The organism is Kitasatospora sp. NPDC054795 (assembly GCF_053611565.1).
On the sequence record NZ_JBSHAP010000034.1, the window covers coordinates 29,721 to 43,882 of the forward strand.

Annotated in this window: 16 protein-coding genes; 7 read left to right on the forward strand and 9 right to left on the reverse strand. The window is 76.0% G+C overall.

Annotated elements, in window-relative coordinates:
- Nucleotides 1-161: 161 nt before the first annotated feature.
- On the reverse strand, nucleotides 162-998 hold the full coding sequence (locus tag ACWGJO_RS14825) for a helix-turn-helix transcriptional regulator (protein WP_452183908.1): 837 nt from the start codon (nucleotides 996-998) through the stop codon (nucleotides 162-164).
- A gap of 124 nt (nucleotides 999-1,122) precedes the next feature.
- The gene (locus ACWGJO_RS14830) at nucleotides 1,123-1,767 is read right to left on the reverse strand and encodes a class I SAM-dependent methyltransferase (protein ID WP_452183844.1); all 645 of its coding nucleotides are present in this window, start codon (nucleotides 1,765-1,767) and stop codon (nucleotides 1,123-1,125) included.
- A gap of 187 nt (nucleotides 1,768-1,954) precedes the next feature.
- Here ACWGJO_RS14830 and ACWGJO_RS14835 point away from each other — a divergent pair, with 187 nt between their 5' ends.
- Nucleotides 1,955-2,815, forward strand: coding sequence for an NAD-dependent epimerase/dehydratase family protein (locus tag ACWGJO_RS14835; RefSeq protein WP_452183846.1), 861 nt, complete (start codon nucleotides 1,955-1,957; stop codon nucleotides 2,813-2,815).
- 66 nt (nucleotides 2,816-2,881) lie between these two features.
- Here the strand turns inward: ACWGJO_RS14835 and fusA are convergent, their stop codons facing one another.
- From fusA to ACWGJO_RS14855, 4 genes are all read right to left on the reverse strand, one after another.
- Complete coding sequence (gene fusA, locus ACWGJO_RS14840) at nucleotides 2,882-4,990, reverse strand: elongation factor G (RefSeq protein WP_452183848.1); 2,109 nt, start codon at nucleotides 4,988-4,990, stop codon at nucleotides 2,882-2,884.
- Between the two features lie 402 nt (nucleotides 4,991-5,392).
- A complete protein-coding gene (locus ACWGJO_RS14845; RefSeq protein WP_452183849.1) occupies nucleotides 5,393-5,893 on the reverse strand; it encodes a hemerythrin domain-containing protein in 501 nt (166 codons plus the stop codon).
- A gap of 142 nt (nucleotides 5,894-6,035) precedes the next feature.
- Nucleotides 6,036-6,593: a nuclear transport factor 2 family protein gene (locus ACWGJO_RS14850; protein WP_452183851.1), complete on the reverse strand. Its 558-nt coding sequence runs from the start codon at nucleotides 6,591-6,593 to the stop codon at nucleotides 6,036-6,038.
- Nucleotides 6,594-6,662: 69 nt separating this feature from the next.
- Complete coding sequence (locus tag ACWGJO_RS14855; protein WP_452183853.1) at nucleotides 6,663-7,634, reverse strand: DMT family transporter; 972 nt, start codon at nucleotides 7,632-7,634, stop codon at nucleotides 6,663-6,665.
- Between the two features lie 48 nt (nucleotides 7,635-7,682).
- Between ACWGJO_RS14855 and ACWGJO_RS14860 the strand changes: the two genes are divergently transcribed.
- The 3 genes from ACWGJO_RS14860 (at nucleotide 7,683) to ACWGJO_RS14870 (ending at nucleotide 9,639) form a co-directional block, all read left to right on the forward strand.
- Entirely contained in the window at nucleotides 7,683-8,327 is a 645-nt protein-coding gene (locus ACWGJO_RS14860) for a MarR family winged helix-turn-helix transcriptional regulator (RefSeq protein WP_452183854.1), read from the forward strand.
- An 11-nt stretch (nucleotides 8,328-8,338) separates the two neighbouring features.
- Nucleotides 8,339-8,872 (forward strand): DUF6328 family protein, encoded by a 534-nt coding sequence (locus ACWGJO_RS14865; protein WP_452183856.1) that lies wholly within the window; start codon nucleotides 8,339-8,341, stop codon nucleotides 8,870-8,872.
- Nucleotides 8,873-9,036: 164 nt separating this feature from the next.
- Nucleotides 9,037-9,639, forward strand: coding sequence for an AAA family ATPase (locus ACWGJO_RS14870; protein ID WP_452183858.1), 603 nt, complete (start codon nucleotides 9,037-9,039; stop codon nucleotides 9,637-9,639).
- Between the two features lie 44 nt (nucleotides 9,640-9,683).
- Here ACWGJO_RS14870 and ACWGJO_RS14875 read toward each other — a convergent pair whose 3' ends face one another.
- Nucleotides 9,684-10,073 (reverse strand): hypothetical protein, encoded by a 390-nt coding sequence (locus ACWGJO_RS14875; protein ID WP_452183860.1) that lies wholly within the window; start codon nucleotides 10,071-10,073, stop codon nucleotides 9,684-9,686.
- Nucleotides 10,074-10,234: 161 nt separating this feature from the next.
- Entirely contained in the window at nucleotides 10,235-10,645 is a 411-nt protein-coding gene (locus ACWGJO_RS14880; protein WP_452183861.1) for a winged helix-turn-helix transcriptional regulator, read from the reverse strand.
- 135 nt (nucleotides 10,646-10,780) lie between these two features.
- Between ACWGJO_RS14880 and ACWGJO_RS14885 the strand changes: the two genes are divergently transcribed.
- The 3 genes from ACWGJO_RS14885 (at nucleotide 10,781) to ACWGJO_RS14895 (ending at nucleotide 13,161) form a co-directional block, all read left to right on the forward strand.
- A complete protein-coding gene (locus tag ACWGJO_RS14885) occupies nucleotides 10,781-11,719 on the forward strand; it encodes an NADP-dependent oxidoreductase (RefSeq protein ID WP_452183862.1) in 939 nt (312 codons plus the stop codon).
- Between the two features lie 504 nt (nucleotides 11,720-12,223).
- Entirely contained in the window at nucleotides 12,224-12,481 is a 258-nt protein-coding gene (locus ACWGJO_RS14890; RefSeq protein WP_452183864.1) for a hypothetical protein, read from the forward strand.
- Nucleotides 12,478-13,161, forward strand: coding sequence for a hypothetical protein (locus ACWGJO_RS14895; protein WP_452183866.1), 684 nt, complete (start codon nucleotides 12,478-12,480; stop codon nucleotides 13,159-13,161). The genes ACWGJO_RS14890 and ACWGJO_RS14895 overlap by 4 nt, the downstream gene beginning before the upstream one ends.
- Nucleotides 13,162-13,268: 107 nt before the next feature.
- Here ACWGJO_RS14895 and ACWGJO_RS14900 read toward each other — a convergent pair whose 3' ends face one another.
- Nucleotides 13,269-14,006 (reverse strand): helix-turn-helix domain-containing protein, encoded by a 738-nt coding sequence (locus tag ACWGJO_RS14900; protein WP_452183868.1) that lies wholly within the window; start codon nucleotides 14,004-14,006, stop codon nucleotides 13,269-13,271.
- Nucleotides 14,007-14,162 lie beyond the last annotated feature (156 nt).

Consider the following 14,162-nt stretch of genomic DNA (forward strand, 5'->3'; position numbering starts at 1 on the left):
GGTCTGTACCGTCGACGGCCCGGCCCAGCCTACGGGCCCCGCCCCGGATCGCGCCGCAGCGGGTCCCGGCTGCCCCGCCCCGGTCCGCGCCGCCGCCGGTCCCGCCCCGGTTCGTGCCGCGGCCCCGCCCCGGCGGCCCGGGCGCGGTCAGGCGGGCGCGGTCAGGCGGGTGCCGGGGCGCCGACGACGCGCAGCAGCTCCAGACGGGAGGCCGACTCGCCGCCCGGCGCGGCGGTGTGCACCAGCAGCAGCTGGTCCTCGCCGCCGGCGGCCAGCACCTCGCACTCCAGCTCCAGCGGCCCCACCACCGGGTGCAGCACCCGCTTGCGGCCGCTGCGCCGCCGGGCGACCTCGTGGCGCTCCCAGCAGGAGGCGAACTCCTCGCCGCTGGCGAGAAGTTGCTCCAGCAGTTCGGCGGCGCGCCGGTCCCCGGGGCGGGCGGTGCGGGCGGCGCGCAGGGAGGCGACGTGGGCGCGGGCGAGGTCCTCGTGGTCCTCGGGCGGGAACAGCGCCCGGACGCCCGGTTCGGTGAACCAGCGCAGCAGCAGGTTGCGCCGCTCGGGCGCCAGGGCGGTGACGTCGCCGAAGACGGCGGTGGCCATCGGGTTCTGCGCGAGGACGTCGCCGAGGTCGGAGACGACCTGGGCGGGCGTGTCGTGCAACCGGTCCAGGATCAGCAGCAGCCCCGGCCGCACGTGCCCGAGCGGGCCGTGCCGGCGCGGCGGCTCGTGCCCGGCGAGGCGGAACAGGTGGTCGCGCTCGTCCTCGCTCAGCCGCAGCGCCCGCGCCAGCGCCGCGAGCAGCTGCGGCGAGGGCTGCGGGCCGCGCCGCTGCTCCAGGCGCGCGTAGTAGTCCACCGACAGTCCCGCCACCTGCGCCACCTCCTCGCGGCGCAGCCCCGGTGTGCGCCGCCGGACCCCGGGCGGCAGCCCCAGGTCGGCGGGGGCGAGCCGGGCCCGGGTGCGGGTGAGGAAGTCGGCCAGTGCCGCTCGGTCGATCATGCCCCCAGCATGGCCCGCCGGAGCCCGCCGCCACCAGGGACCGGCGGTCCCCCGCTCGCGGACGCGGCCCCCGGTGCCGCGTCCGTCCGGCCGGCGCCGGCGCTCACGGGCGGGGACGCCGTCACCCGTCGGCGTGCGGCGGGTGTCCGCGGCGCCGGGCCCGGAACAGGACGTGGCCGCTGTCGCCCTCGGGCACGAACTCCTCGTGGACCACGTCGAAGCCGGCGCTCACGAGCCACCCGCGGTTGGTGGCGGCGTCGGCGTGGCTCCACCACATCGCGGCCCCGCCGCCGAGCCAGTTCTCGTCGGTCCCGGTCCAGGCCCGGTGCCCGGTGGTGCTCAGGAACCAGCCTCCCGGCCGCAACCAGTGGGCGATCCGCTCCAGCAGGGCCGGCTGTTCCTCCACCGGCACATGGATCAGGGCGTACAGGCAGACGACGGCGTCGAAGCGGCCCCGGGGAAACTCCACGGTCGTGGCATCGGCCCGGACGAAGTCGGCACCCGGCACGAGCTGCCGGGCCCTGCGGACCTGGACCTCGCTGATGTCGACCCCCGTCACCCGGTGACCCGCCGCGACCAGGGAGCGGGCCACGGGAACCCCGGTGCCGCACCCGATGTCCAGGACGGTCGCGGCCCCGGGGAGCCGGCCGAGCAAATCCTCGATCCACGGTCCGTACTTCGTCCCGCTGCCGAACGCCCGCTCGTAGTGCTCCGACAGCACGTCGTACCCGCGCCGGACCACTTCCTTCGGATCCTCGTCGTCCACCCGCGCACGCTACGGCGCGCCCCGCCGGGAGCGCGACCGCTTTTCGCACGGCCCCGGCCGGCCCTGCGCCCGGGCCCCCAGCCAGGGATCGGCGGTCCCTGGATCGGGAGGTCTCTGCCGCACCGCTCGGGGCGCGGGCAGGGTGGTGGGTGTCGAAGGTGATCAACTCTCCTGGAGGAGGCGGACGATGGCGACGATCCTGGTGACGGGCGCGACGGGTTCGGTGGGCAGCAGGCTGGTGCCGCGGCTGGTGCGGTGGGCGCAGGCGGACGGGTCCTCGGTGCGGGTGCTGGTGCGGGACGCCGCGAAGGCGCGGGACCTGGACGGGGTGGAGGTGGTGGTCGGCGACCTGTGCGAGGAGACGGACCGGGCGCGGGCGCTGGAGGGCGCCGAGGTGGTGCTGAACGTGGCGGCGGCGCTGCGCGGGGTGCCGGACGAGGCGGCGTGGGCGGTCAACCGGGACGCGGCCGTCGCCCTGGGGCGGGAGGCGGCGAAGGCCGGGGTGCGGCGGTTCGTCCACACCAGTACGAACCTGGTGTACGGGCGGGGGCTGGGGCGCCCCGCCGTGGAGGGCGACCGGCTCGCACCGGATCCGGCATGGGGGGTGTACGCGGCGTCCAAGGCGCAGGCCGAGGCGGGGCTGCGCGCACTGGGGGCCGAACTTCCGCTGGTGGTGGCCCGGTTGGCGTTCGTGTACGGGCAGGGCGATCCGCATCTGGCGCAGTCGCTGCACTGGGCGGCGAACTGGCCCGCGCACCAGCGCCTGGCGGTGGTGCACCACGCGGACGTGGCGCGGGCGCTGTGGCGCGCGGTGGTGACGCCCGGCATCGAGGGGCGCACGTACAACGTCGGCGACGACGCGCCGCTGACGGCCTGGGACCTGTACGCGCTCAACGGTCGTACGCACCCCGGCAGTTCGCCGGACGAGCCGATCGAGGCGTTCGACCCGTGGGAGGGACAGGTGTCCACGGCGGCGGCGCGCCGGGAGCTGGGCTGGCGTCCGCTGTACCCGTCGGCGTGGGCGGCGGCCGACGCCGGGGCGCTGTAGCGGACGCCGCCCGGCCCTCCCGGTACGGGGAGGGCCGGGCGACGCCGCACAGCCGGCCGGTGCCGCTCAGCCGGCCGGCGTGGGCGCGGGGGCGTAGCCGGCCGGTCGGGTGGTGAAGGTGCCGCGGCCCTGGGTGCGGCCGCGCAGGCGGCCCGCGTAGCCGAAGAGTTCGGCCAGCGGCACCAGCGCGCCGACCCGGGCGGTGGCGCCGTGGCCGGGTTCGGTGGAGCGGACGTGGCCGCGGCGGGCGGCGAGGTCGCCCAGGACGGTCCCGAGGGCGTCCTCGGGCACGGTGACGCTCACTTCGGCGAGCGGTTCCAGCAGGTGCATCCGCGAGGCGCGCAGGGCCTCGCGCAGGCCGAGGCGGGCGGCGGTGCGGAAGGCGAGCTCGGAGGAGTCCTTGGGGTGGGTGGCCCCGTCGGTGAGGGTGACGGCGACGCCGGTGACCGGGTGCCCGCCGAGCGGGCCCTCGGCCAGGGCGTCGCGGCAGCCGGCCTCGACGGCCTGCACGTACTCGCGGGGCACCCGTCCGCCGGTGACGGTGGAGGTGAACGCGAACTCCCCCTCGGTGCCCGCCGGCAGGGGGTGGACGTCGAGGACGAGGTGGGCGAACTGCCCGGCGCCGCCGTCCTGTTTGGCGTGCCGGTAGGTGAAGCCGGTGACGCCCTCGGTGAGGGCCTCACGCAGCGCGACGCGCGGGCGCCCGACGACCGCCTCCACGCCGGCCTCGCGCCGGACCTTCTCCACCGCCACCTCCAGGTGCAGTTCGCCCAGGCCGGACAGGGTGCGCTGGCCGGTCTCCGGGTCGGTGGCCACGCGCAGCGAGGGGTCCTCCTCGGCCAGGCGGGCGAGGGCGGCGGCGAGCTTGTCGGTGTCGGCGGCACGGCGGGCCTCGACGGCGACGGTGACGACCGGTTCGGCGCTCACGGGGGCCTCCAGGACGATGGGGTGGTCGGCGTCGCACAGGGTGGCGCCGACGCGGGTGTGCTTGGGGCCGACGACGGCGACGATGTCGCCGGCGCGGGCGCTGTCGGTCTCGGTGTGGCGGTCGGCCAGGACGGTGAGGATGCGGGCGACGCGCTCGCGGCGGCCGGTGGCGGTGTCGAGCACGGTGGCTCCCTTGTGGAGGGTTCCGGCGTACAGGCGCAGGTGGGTCAGGCGCCCGGTCGGGGCGGAGGTGACCTTGAACGCCAGGGCGGTCAGGGGCTGTTCGGGGTCGGGGTCGCGCTGCTGGGCGCGGTCGGCGGAGCGGGTGGGCGGGACGTCGAGCGGGGAGGGCAGGTAGGCGACGGCGGCGTCCAGAAGCGGTTCGATGCCGCGGTTGCGGTAGGCGGAGCCGCACAGCACCACGACCACCTCGCCGGTGCGGGTGAGGTCGCGCAGGGCCGCGGTGAGGGTGTCGGCGCCCAGGGTGGCGCGCGCGCAGAACTCCTCCAGGGCCTCGGGGTGCAGTTCGGCCACCGCCTCCTCCAGGGCGCGGCGGCGCTCGGCCGCCCGGGCTTCGAGGCCGGCCGGGACCGGGCCTTGGTGCAGGGTGCCGTCGTCGTCCCAGGTGAGGGCGCGCAGGCCGACCAGGTCGACGACGCCGGTGAACGACTCCTCGGCGCCGATGGGCACGTGGACGGCCAGCGGGCGCGGATGCAGGCGTTCGCGGATGGCGGCGACGGCGGCGTCCAGGTCGGCGCCGGCGCGGTCGAGCTTGTTGACGAAGGCGATGCGCGGCACGCCGTGGCGTTCGGCCTGGCGCCACACCGACTCGCTCTGCGGCTCGACGCCGGCGACCGCGTCGAACACCGCCACCGCGCCGTCGAGCACCCGCAGGGAGCGCTCGACCTCGTCGGCGAAGTCGACGTGGCCGGGGGTGTCGATGAGGTTGATCCGGTGCCCGGCCCAGGCGCAGCTGACGGCGGCGGCGAAGATGGTGATGCCGCGGTCGCGCTCCTGGGGGTCGAAGTCGGTGACGGTGGTGCCGTCGTGGACCTCGCCGCGCTTGTGGGTGGTGCCGGTGAGGTAGAGGATCCGCTCGGTGACGGTGGTCTTGCCGGCGTCGACGTGGGCGAGGATGCCGAGGTTGCGGACGGCGGCGATACCGGCGGTCGCGGCGGCGGCGGTGGTGGTGGTGGTGCCGGTGGCGGTGCTGCGGGTGGTGGTGCGGGTGGTGGTGTGGGTGCGCATGGCCCGGGTGCCTTTCGAGGCGGTTCTGCTCGTGGGGTGGGCGCGCGATTCCAGCAGTGCCGACGGATCGTCGGATTCATGACCACGGAATGGGATGGCGGCCGGACAGGCCGGTGTCAGACGGTGGCGGCACTGCTCCGGTGCCGGCCGCGCAGCGGGCACCGGGAGGCCGGGGACACCAGGATCACCTCGTACCGCGACGCGGGAGAGGGGGCGGCGGCGCTCTGCTTCGGCATGGCCGCCCGCCCCCTCTCTCGTCTCGTTCGTCGTCGCGGTCGTCGCGGTCGTCGTGGTCGTCGTGGTCGTCACATTGTCGTGGCGGGCCGCGCGTCGGGGCGCGGCCGCGTGGCGAGTGTAGGGAAGGCGGGCCGGCCGGTGCGACGGGTTTTACGGTGCCGGGTCCTACGGCGCCCGGAAGCGCAGCACCGGCTCCGACCAGCCGTCGTCGCGCACCCCGGCGTCCAGGGCGGCGCCGATGGCGCGTTCCTCGTAGCCGAAGTGGGAGTCCATGATGGCGGCGAGTCCGTCGAGTTCGCGTCCGATCGCCTCCAGGTCGGCGCCGGTGGCGCCGGCTTCGGCGGCCCGGTCGGCGAGGTGGCGCACCCGGGTGAGGATGTGGGTGATGAAGCCGTGGTCCTCGACGAGTTTGCCGATGGTCGGCGCCAGGTCGGGGCGTTCGTACAGGAGTTGGGCGAACAGGCCGGTGTCCTCGCCCTGGTGGTGGTTGGTCAGGGCGGTGCAGAAGGCCAGGCAGTGGGTGAGGAGTTCGTTGCCGTCGCCGTCCGGGCGGCGGGGCCGGCCGAGATTGGTGCGCAGGTCGGCGAGGCGGCGGCGCAAGTCCTGGTGCGCGCGGGAAAGTTGCAGACTGAGGGCGGCCGTACGGCCGGTGGAGGGGGAGGCCACGGGTGGCGGTCCCTTCGGTTCCGCACCTCCATGCCTGACGCAGTCCGCCACCGGCACGCGATGCTCGCGCCATCGGATCACGCGCCCCGGCCGGAGGGCAAGCGGGGGCTCCCGCGCCCCTGGTGGTGCCCCGGGGCCGCCGTCACGCTCCGCCGGCGAGGTCGCGCAGGGTCGCCCCGGCCTTCGGGGTCAGGACGAGCGGACCCCTGCCGCTCGTCCACACGGCGCGCACGTCGAGGCTTCGCAGGCGCCAGCCGTCGGGGGTGCGCACCGCCTCGCCGGTGAAGGTGCCGCCGACGTCGAAGTGGCCGCCGGGTTCCTCGCCGCGCGCCTGCTGGGTCGAGGCGAGGTGGACGTGCGCCATGACGGCGTTCCAGCGCACCGCGGCCCGGTCCCCGTCCAGGTCGATCATGTGGTTGGCGCCCACGTGCTGGGTCCGCTCGAACTTCCCGAGGGTCGCCTGCTCGGACTCGGCCAGCCCGTCGATGCCCTCGTGGTCCCCCACCGGCGTGGTGATCCGCACGTCGGGGGTGAAGTAGCGCCGCGCCCACGCCTCGTCGAACCGCCCGCCGCCGCGGGGCACCGTGTCGAGGCTGAGCAGGTAGCCGTCGATGAGGCCGGTGATGTCGGCGCGGTCGGTGAGGACCTGGACCCGCCGTTCGAGCGCGGCGAGGTTCGCGGTGGTGGTGATGGTGGTCATGGCCCTGACTCCTCGGGATCGCTGTGCGTGTCGCGTCCGGTCCGGTCGCGCACCACGGACGCTACGACCTCAAGTCGACTTGAGATCAAGGTCCCGGTCCGGAGTCCGGCGGGCCCGCCCGGCGGCGGGAGCGGGCTCGGGACCGGCAGAGGGCCCGGCCGCGGGACCGGGCTCGGCGGCGGGTTCGGCGGCCGCGTCGGCGCGCGGGCGCCCGAGCAGGATGCCGGCGACCACCAGCGCCAGTCCCGCGCCCTGGCGCACCCCGAAGGGGTCGCCGTCCAGCGCGGTGCCCAGCAGCACGCCGGTGAGCGGGTTGAGCAGTCCGAGCAGGCCCACCGTGCCGGCCGGCAGGTGGCGCAGTCCGGCGAACCAGCAGGTGAAGGCGAGCGCGGTGGCGACCGCGGTGGTGTAGCCGAAGGCGAGCAGGGTGGGCCCGTCCGCCGGCGGGGGCGCGCCCTCGGCGACGGCGGCGAGCGGCAGCAGCACCAGGCCGCCGGCGGTCAGCTGCCAGGCGGTGGCGGTGAGCGGGTCGGCGCCCTCGCGCCAGCGGGCGGCCAGCACGTAGCCGACGGAGGAGACGAGCATCGCGGCCGCGGAAGCCGCCGGCCCGGCCCAGCCGATCCCCTCCCCCGTTCCGGCCAGTGCGAGGGCGACCCCGGCCAGGCCCACCACCGACCCCGCCAGGTGCGCGCGGCGCGGCCGCTGCCCGGCCAGCGCCCAGGCGGTGAGCAGCAGGGCCAGCGGGGAGGCGGCCATGAGGGTGGCGGCGGCGCTGGTGGGCAGCAGTTGGGAGGCGAGGTGGAGCAGGACGAAGAAGGCGGCGGTGTTGAGCAGGCCGAGCAGGGCGCTGCGCCACCACCAGGCGCCGTGCGGGCGGCGGCGGGCGAGGGCGAGCAGCAGCAGTCCGGCGGGCAGGGCGCGCAGGGCGGCGCCCCACAGGGGGCGGTCGGCGGGCAGGTGGGCGTGGGTGACCCAGTAGTTGGCGCCCCAGGCGACGGGGGCGAGGGCGGTGAGCAGCACCCAGCGTTTGGTGCCTTCCATGGAAGGCAATATAGCTTCCTGGGAAGCTACTGGCGTAGGGTGGTGTCCATGGAGCCCGACCAGCACGAGGACCGGCACGAAGAGCGGTACGAGGACCGGCACGAGGAGCGGCCCCCGGACCACGTCGCCCAGATCCAGGCCGCGTGGCGGCGCGAGCGCCCCGACCTCGACGTCTCCCCGCTGGCCGTCATCGGGCGCCTGCACCGCCTCGCCGCCCGCCTGACCGCCGAGCTGACCCTCGTCTACCAGCGCTACGGCCTGGGCGAGGGCGAGTTCGACGTGCTCGCCGCGCTGCGCCGCGCCGGCGCCCCGTACGAGCGGGCCCCGGGCGAGCTGGCCGCGCACACGATGGTGACCACCGGCGCGATGACCAAGCGGATCGACCGGCTGGAGCGCGCCGGGCTGGTCACCCGCCGCCCCGCAGCGGACGACCGGCGCGGGCGCGTGGTCGCCCTCACCGACGCCGGCCGGCGCCTGTTCGACGAGGCGTTCACCGCCCACCTGCGCAACGAGCACCGCCTGCTGGCGCACCTGAGCGCCGAGGAGGCCGCAGCCCTGCAGGGCCTGCTCACCGCCTGGCAGCACCGCCTGGACGGCACCGGGGACGCGGGTGGAAGCCGCACCGGGGGAAGCCGCACCGGGGGCACCGGGAACGCGGGCCGTACGGAGCGGGGCGGTGACGGCGGCCCGTGAGAAGCTGACGCATGGCCAGCGAGACTCCCCCGCCCGACGCCCCGCCGCCGCACCACCGGCCCTCCCCCGCTCCCCCGCCCGGCTGGGAGAACCCCGAGGTGCGGGCCGACCGGCGCCTGGTGGAGATGCTCCAGGAACTGCGGGTGCTCCAGACCGGTGTGCAGATCGTCTTCGCCTTCCTGCTCGGCGTCGCCTTCACCCCGCGCTTCACCCAGCTCACCGACACCCAGCAGGACATCTACGTCATCACCCTGCTGCTGTCGGTCATCGCCGCGGCCGTCCTGGCCACCCCCGTCGCCCTGCACCGCGGCCTCTACCACCACCCCGGCAAGCAACGGATCGTCACCGTCTCCGTCCGCATTGCCCAGGTGGGCCTGCTGCTGCTCGCCTCGGCACTGACCGGCGCCGTGCTGCTGGTCCTCGACGTCGTCCTCGGCACCGCACCGGCGGTGCCGATCACCTGCACCATCGCGCTGATCTTCGCCGTGCTGTGGTTCGTCCTGCCCTGGGCGGTGCGCCGCGCCGCCGCCCGCGACCAGGCCTGACCCGACCGCTGCCGCCGCCCGCAGCAAAATTGCACGGGCGGCGGACCACGGACCGGGCCGGGGCCGGCTGCCGGGCGCCGGGGGCCGGGCCGGGAGGCGCCCGGCGGGCCGCCTCCCCCACCCCACGGAGCCCACCCGCACCCCGGACCGCTTACCGTGCCGGTATGCATACCGACGAAAGCCCGTGGGACGTCCTGCTGATCGGCGGCGCGTCCGGCATCGGCAAGAGCCGAGCCGCCGCCCGCCTGTCCGCCCGGCACGGCGCGTTCGTGGTCGAGTTCGACGACGTCGTGGCCGCCCTCCAGGCCGCCACCACCCCCGCCGGCCACCCCGGCCTGCACCACTTCGCCACCGTGCCCGACCCCGACGCGCTGCCCGCCGACCGCGTCCTGGAGCTGCAGATCGCCACCGCCCGCGCCCTGGACGACGCGCTGCTGGGCGTCGTGCGCAACCGGCTCACCGTGGACGTGCCCGCGATCGTGGAGGGCGACTACCTCACCCCGGCCGCCGCCGCCCGCGCCGCCGCCGAGGCCGCCGGGCAGGGCCGGCGCGTGCGCGCGGTCTTCCTGCACGAGGACGACCCGCGGCGCATCGGCGCCAACTACGCCGACCGCGAGCCCGGTTCGGGCCCGCAGCCCGAGCGCGCCGCCGTCAGCGCCCGCTACAGCACTTGGCTCGCCGGCCAGGCCCGCGCCCACGCGCTGCCCGTGGTCGACTGCCGCCCGTACGCCACCCTGCCCGAGCGCCTGGCCGCCGCCCTGGCGTGACCGCGGCCGGGCGGGGCGGCGGGGCGGGCGCCCGGCGGGCCCGGTCAGCCCTCCTCGATGTCCGAGATCAGCCTGGTGTCCAGGTCGCTGCGCACCGCCAGCCGGGTGTGCCCGGCGTCGGGGCCGGTGCCCCAGGTCAGGGTGACGGTGGTGAACAGGTGCCCGGCGCCCGCGTCGTGGTGGCGCACCTCCCAGCGGGTGGGCACGTCCTGGGCGCGCAGCACGCCGTCGGCGTGGTTGACCTCCTCCCAGGCCGCCAGCCGCTGACGGAAGTCCTCGGTGAGGTAGTGGGAGCGAAGCCGGTCGCCCAGGTCGTCGGTGCCGTCGTCGACGGCGTCGATGTAGGCGCCGTAGAAGTCGGCCACCCGGTCCACCGCGGCGTCCGGGCTGCCGCTGCGGACCGCGGAGCCCGCGGCGGTGTCGGTGTCGGTCATGACGTCCCCATCCGTCAGGGCCGGGGGCGGCGCGCTCCCGCCCCGGCCGGTCGGTTCGACCCGTACGGCCCAACGAGCCGCCCGACGGGAGGTTGCGCCCCGCCCTCGTCTCCCCCGTCGGCCCGCCCGGCCGGGGACCCGCCCCGGCCACGGGCCTTCGGTCAGCCCGTTGCCCGGTGCCCGTCGTCGTACGCGGCGCGCGCCGCGAGCACCTGCGGCATGTGGTACTCGGCCCAGGCCTTGATCTGCCGCACGAGCGGCAGCAGGTCGCGTCCGAGCGCGGTGAGCGCGTAGTCGACGCGGGCCGGCACCCCGGCGGTGACGGTGCGCCCGACCAGGCCGTCGCGTTCCAGGGCGCGCAGGGTCTGGGTGAGCATCTTCTCGCTCACCCCGGCCAGGCGCCGGCGCAGGCCGCTGTAGCGCAGCGGTCCGTCGGCGAGGGCGTTGACGACGAGGCTGGCCCACTTGTCGCCGATCCGGTCGAGGAGTTGGCGGGCCGGGCACTCGGCGAGGTAGGCGTCGTAGTCGGCGGCCTCGGCGGCGCGGCGCTGGGCGGCGGTCGTGGTGGGCACCGGCCCACTCTCCTTTCCGTACGGTACGCACCTTCGGGTGCGTCCTTCCCTGTGGAGAGTAACTCTCCTTAGGTTGGGCGGAGTTGCCGAGGCCCGAGCCGAGGCGCGAGCCGAGACGTGAGGGGTGTGGGTGCGATGCGTGCCGTGGTGGTGCGGGAGTTCGGCGGTCCCGAGGTGCTGGAGCTGGTGGAGGTGGCGCCGCCGCGGCCGGGCCGCGGGCAGGTGCGGGTGCGGGTGGCGGCGGCCGGGGTCAACCCGGTGGACGCGGTCACCCGCTCCGGGGCGCTCGCCGGGGCCGGGCTGATGGCGCCCCGGGCGGTGACCGGCATCGGCTGGGACGTGGCCGGGACGGTGGACGCCGTCGGCCCCGGCGTGACGCGATTCGCCCCCGGGCAGCGGGTGGTGGGCCTGCGCGACCTCCTGGACGCCGACCTCGGCACCTACGCCGACCAGGTCGTCCTGGACGCGGACGCCCTGGCCCCCGCCCCGGCGGGCGTCACCCTCGCGCAGGCCGCGACGCTGCCGCTGAACGGCCTCACCGCGCTGCAGGCCCTGGACCTGCTCGACCTGCCGGCCGGCTCCACCGTCCTGGTCACCGGCGCCGCGGGCGCGGTCGGCGGCTTCGCCGTCGAACTGGCCGTCCTGCGCGGCCTGCGGGTGGTCGCACTGGCCGGGGAGGGCGACGAGCGGCTGGTGCGCGCTCTGGGCGCCGAGTGGTTCGTGCCGCGCACGGCGCCCGATGTGGCCGCCGCCGTACGGGAATCGGTGCCCGGCGGGGTCGACGGCGCGATCGACGCCGCCCTGCTGGGCGTGCGGGCGCTGGGCGCGGTGCGCGGGCGCGGCGCCTTCGTCGCGGTCGCGGCCGGCAGCGCCCCGGCGGCCCTGCGGGGCATCCGGGTCGCCAACGTGTGGATCGCCGCCGACGGCGCCGCCCTCGCCCGCCTCTGCGTCCTCGCCGCCGACGGCCGCCTCACCCTGCGGGTCGCCGACACCCTCCCCCTGACCCGCGCCGCCCACGCCCACCGCCGCCTGGAGGAGGGCCACCTGCGCGGCCGGCTGGTCCTCGCCCCCTGAACCGCTGCCCCGGGGAACGGAAAGAAGGCCTGCTCCCTTCACGGGGCAGGCCTTCTTCGATGTGATCCGCGTCACGGCGGGACTGCGGCAACAGCGCTCCGCCCGGGGAGACCGTCCGGGTTGAGGGGAAGGGCTCTCGGGTGGCACTGTCGCAGCCGGCGGGGCATCGGCCAAGCCGGCCGGACGACTTCGGACAGTCCCGGACGCCTTCGGACGCCGGATCGCCCTGAGCAGGCGTGATCCCGTGACTGCGCCCGCAGGCGCGCGGAGAGCTTCGGACACCCCCGGACGTGCGAGCACCGGCGCCGGCGCGGCGATGTCCGAAGCCGTCCCGAGAAGCCGTCAAATCCCCTCACCAGATCCCCATTTGCCGCCGGTCGCGCCCACCGGCAGGAACTTGCGCGGGCCTTCGCGGCCCGCGCATGATCTGACCCGGCCGCCCGCCGGGCGGCCCAGGGGACGGCAATCCCCACGTCCGGGTTGAGGGTTCAGAGAGGGATCACAGTGCTGTTCGAGTTCCGATGCGCGGTGCGGCGCACGCCGCCGCCCGCGCAGTACGCCGAGAGCCACGACCTGCGGCGCGCCGCGCTGTCCGCGGCGTTCCTCGCGGTCGCCCTGGCCGGCGTCATCGCCCTGATCGTCCTCGGGTACACCGTCGAGGCGCTGGTCACCGTCGTCGTCACCGCGGCGGTCGAGGCCTCCGGCTCACTGGGACGGCGACCCCGGGCGGTCACCGGCACGGCCGCACGGGGGCGGCGATGAGCACGCCGGCTCACGCGGAGGACACCGCCCGCGCCCGGTTCGTCGCCGAGCTGCGGCAACAGCGCCTGCTGGCAGGTCTGCCGTCCCTGAGCTCGATCGTCAGAGGGCGCGGCCTGTCGGTCGCCACCGCGAGCAGCATGCTCACGGGCAAGCTGCTTCCCTCGGAGCGGGCGCTGAGAGCACTGTTGGACGGGATGGGCGTGAGCAGTCGCGACCAGCAGCACGTGCTGCTCCTCCGCGATGCGGCCGAGGAAGCCCGTGCCACTGCTCGGCGCGCCGCCGCCGAGCGCCCCGCCGCTGCCGAGCACGTCCCCGACGAGCGTCCCGCCCCCGACTGGCGCGTGCCGGTCCCGGCCGCGGGGGAGCCCGATCCGGTGATGTTCTCCACCGTGGAGGAGTTCGTCGCGGGCCTGGAGGACGTGAGGATCTGGGCCGGCGAGCCGTCGCTGCGCCGGCTGGAGGAGCGCAGCGAGAGGCTGCACCGGCAGCGGCACACGGCGTACGGCAAGGTCCTGCGGCGCAGCACGATCTCCGACATGCTCAACGCCGCGTCCCTCCCGCAGATGGAGAAGGTGCGGCACTACCTGCAGATCTGCGGGGTGCGGGACATCGACGCGTGGGTGTACACGTGGCGGCGGATCCGGACGATCGAGAAGGCCGCCCTGCGCCGGGCGGCCTGACCCCTCACGGCCGCGGAGCGGGAGGTCGGCGGGTCCGACTTCCCACTCCGGTTTCCTGCTCCGGTTCCCTGCTCCGGTTTCCTGCTCCGGTTCCCTGCTCCGGTTTCCTACTCCGGTTCCTTGCCCGCGGTAAAGGCCGGCTTGGTGTGGAGGACTTCGCGGGCCTGGTCGGCGGCGCGCACGATGCTCTCGCTGATGAAGTCGAGGAAGCGGGCGATGTTCTCCAGGCGGACGGCGGCGGGGGTGCCGGGGCCGAGGACGGTGACGCCCTGGCGGGCGGCTTCGATGACCCGGTCGTTGGCGCGGGCGCTGGCGATGACGGCCTGGTAGTAGAGCTCGTCGTCGACGATGTAGCGGTCGCGGCGGCGTTCGTCGCGTTCGCGGCGTACCAGGCTCTGGCTCTCCAGGAAGGCGATCGCCTTGGAGACGGAGGCCGGGCTGACCTGCAGGCGCTGGGCGAGTTCGGCGGCGGTGAGGCTGCCCGCGTCGGTGGTGGACAGGCAGGTGATCACCCGGGCCCCCATCCGGTTGAGGCCCGAGCCCATCAGGACGGTGGTGAGCTGTTCCTCGTAGGCGGCCACGGCCTCGCTGTCGCGCCCGTGGGGCTGCGGGCCGGAGTGCTGTGCGCCGGGGGTGGCGGGCCGGCGCCGCTGGGCGCGGTGTTCGGTGGCGCGGTGGGCGAGGTCGGCGCGGTAGGCGAGGGGGCCGCCGTTGCGCATCACCTCGCGGGTGACGGTGGAGGTGGGGCGTTCCAGGCGCCGGGCGATCTCGGCGTAGGGGAGGTTGTCGGCCAGCCCCAGCGCGATCTGCCGGCGTTCCTGCTGGGTGAGCCTGCCTCCGGGCATCGCGTTCTCCTCGGTGGTCGTCGCCGCATGGTTCGCGGCCTGGTTCGCGGCGTGGGGCGCGCCGGGGTGGCGGGGGGGGGCCCCCCCAGTCAGGGTCACAAAAAACAAGCACAAAATTGAACACGTCGGCGAGCAGTGCAAGCAAAAAAAAAAGAT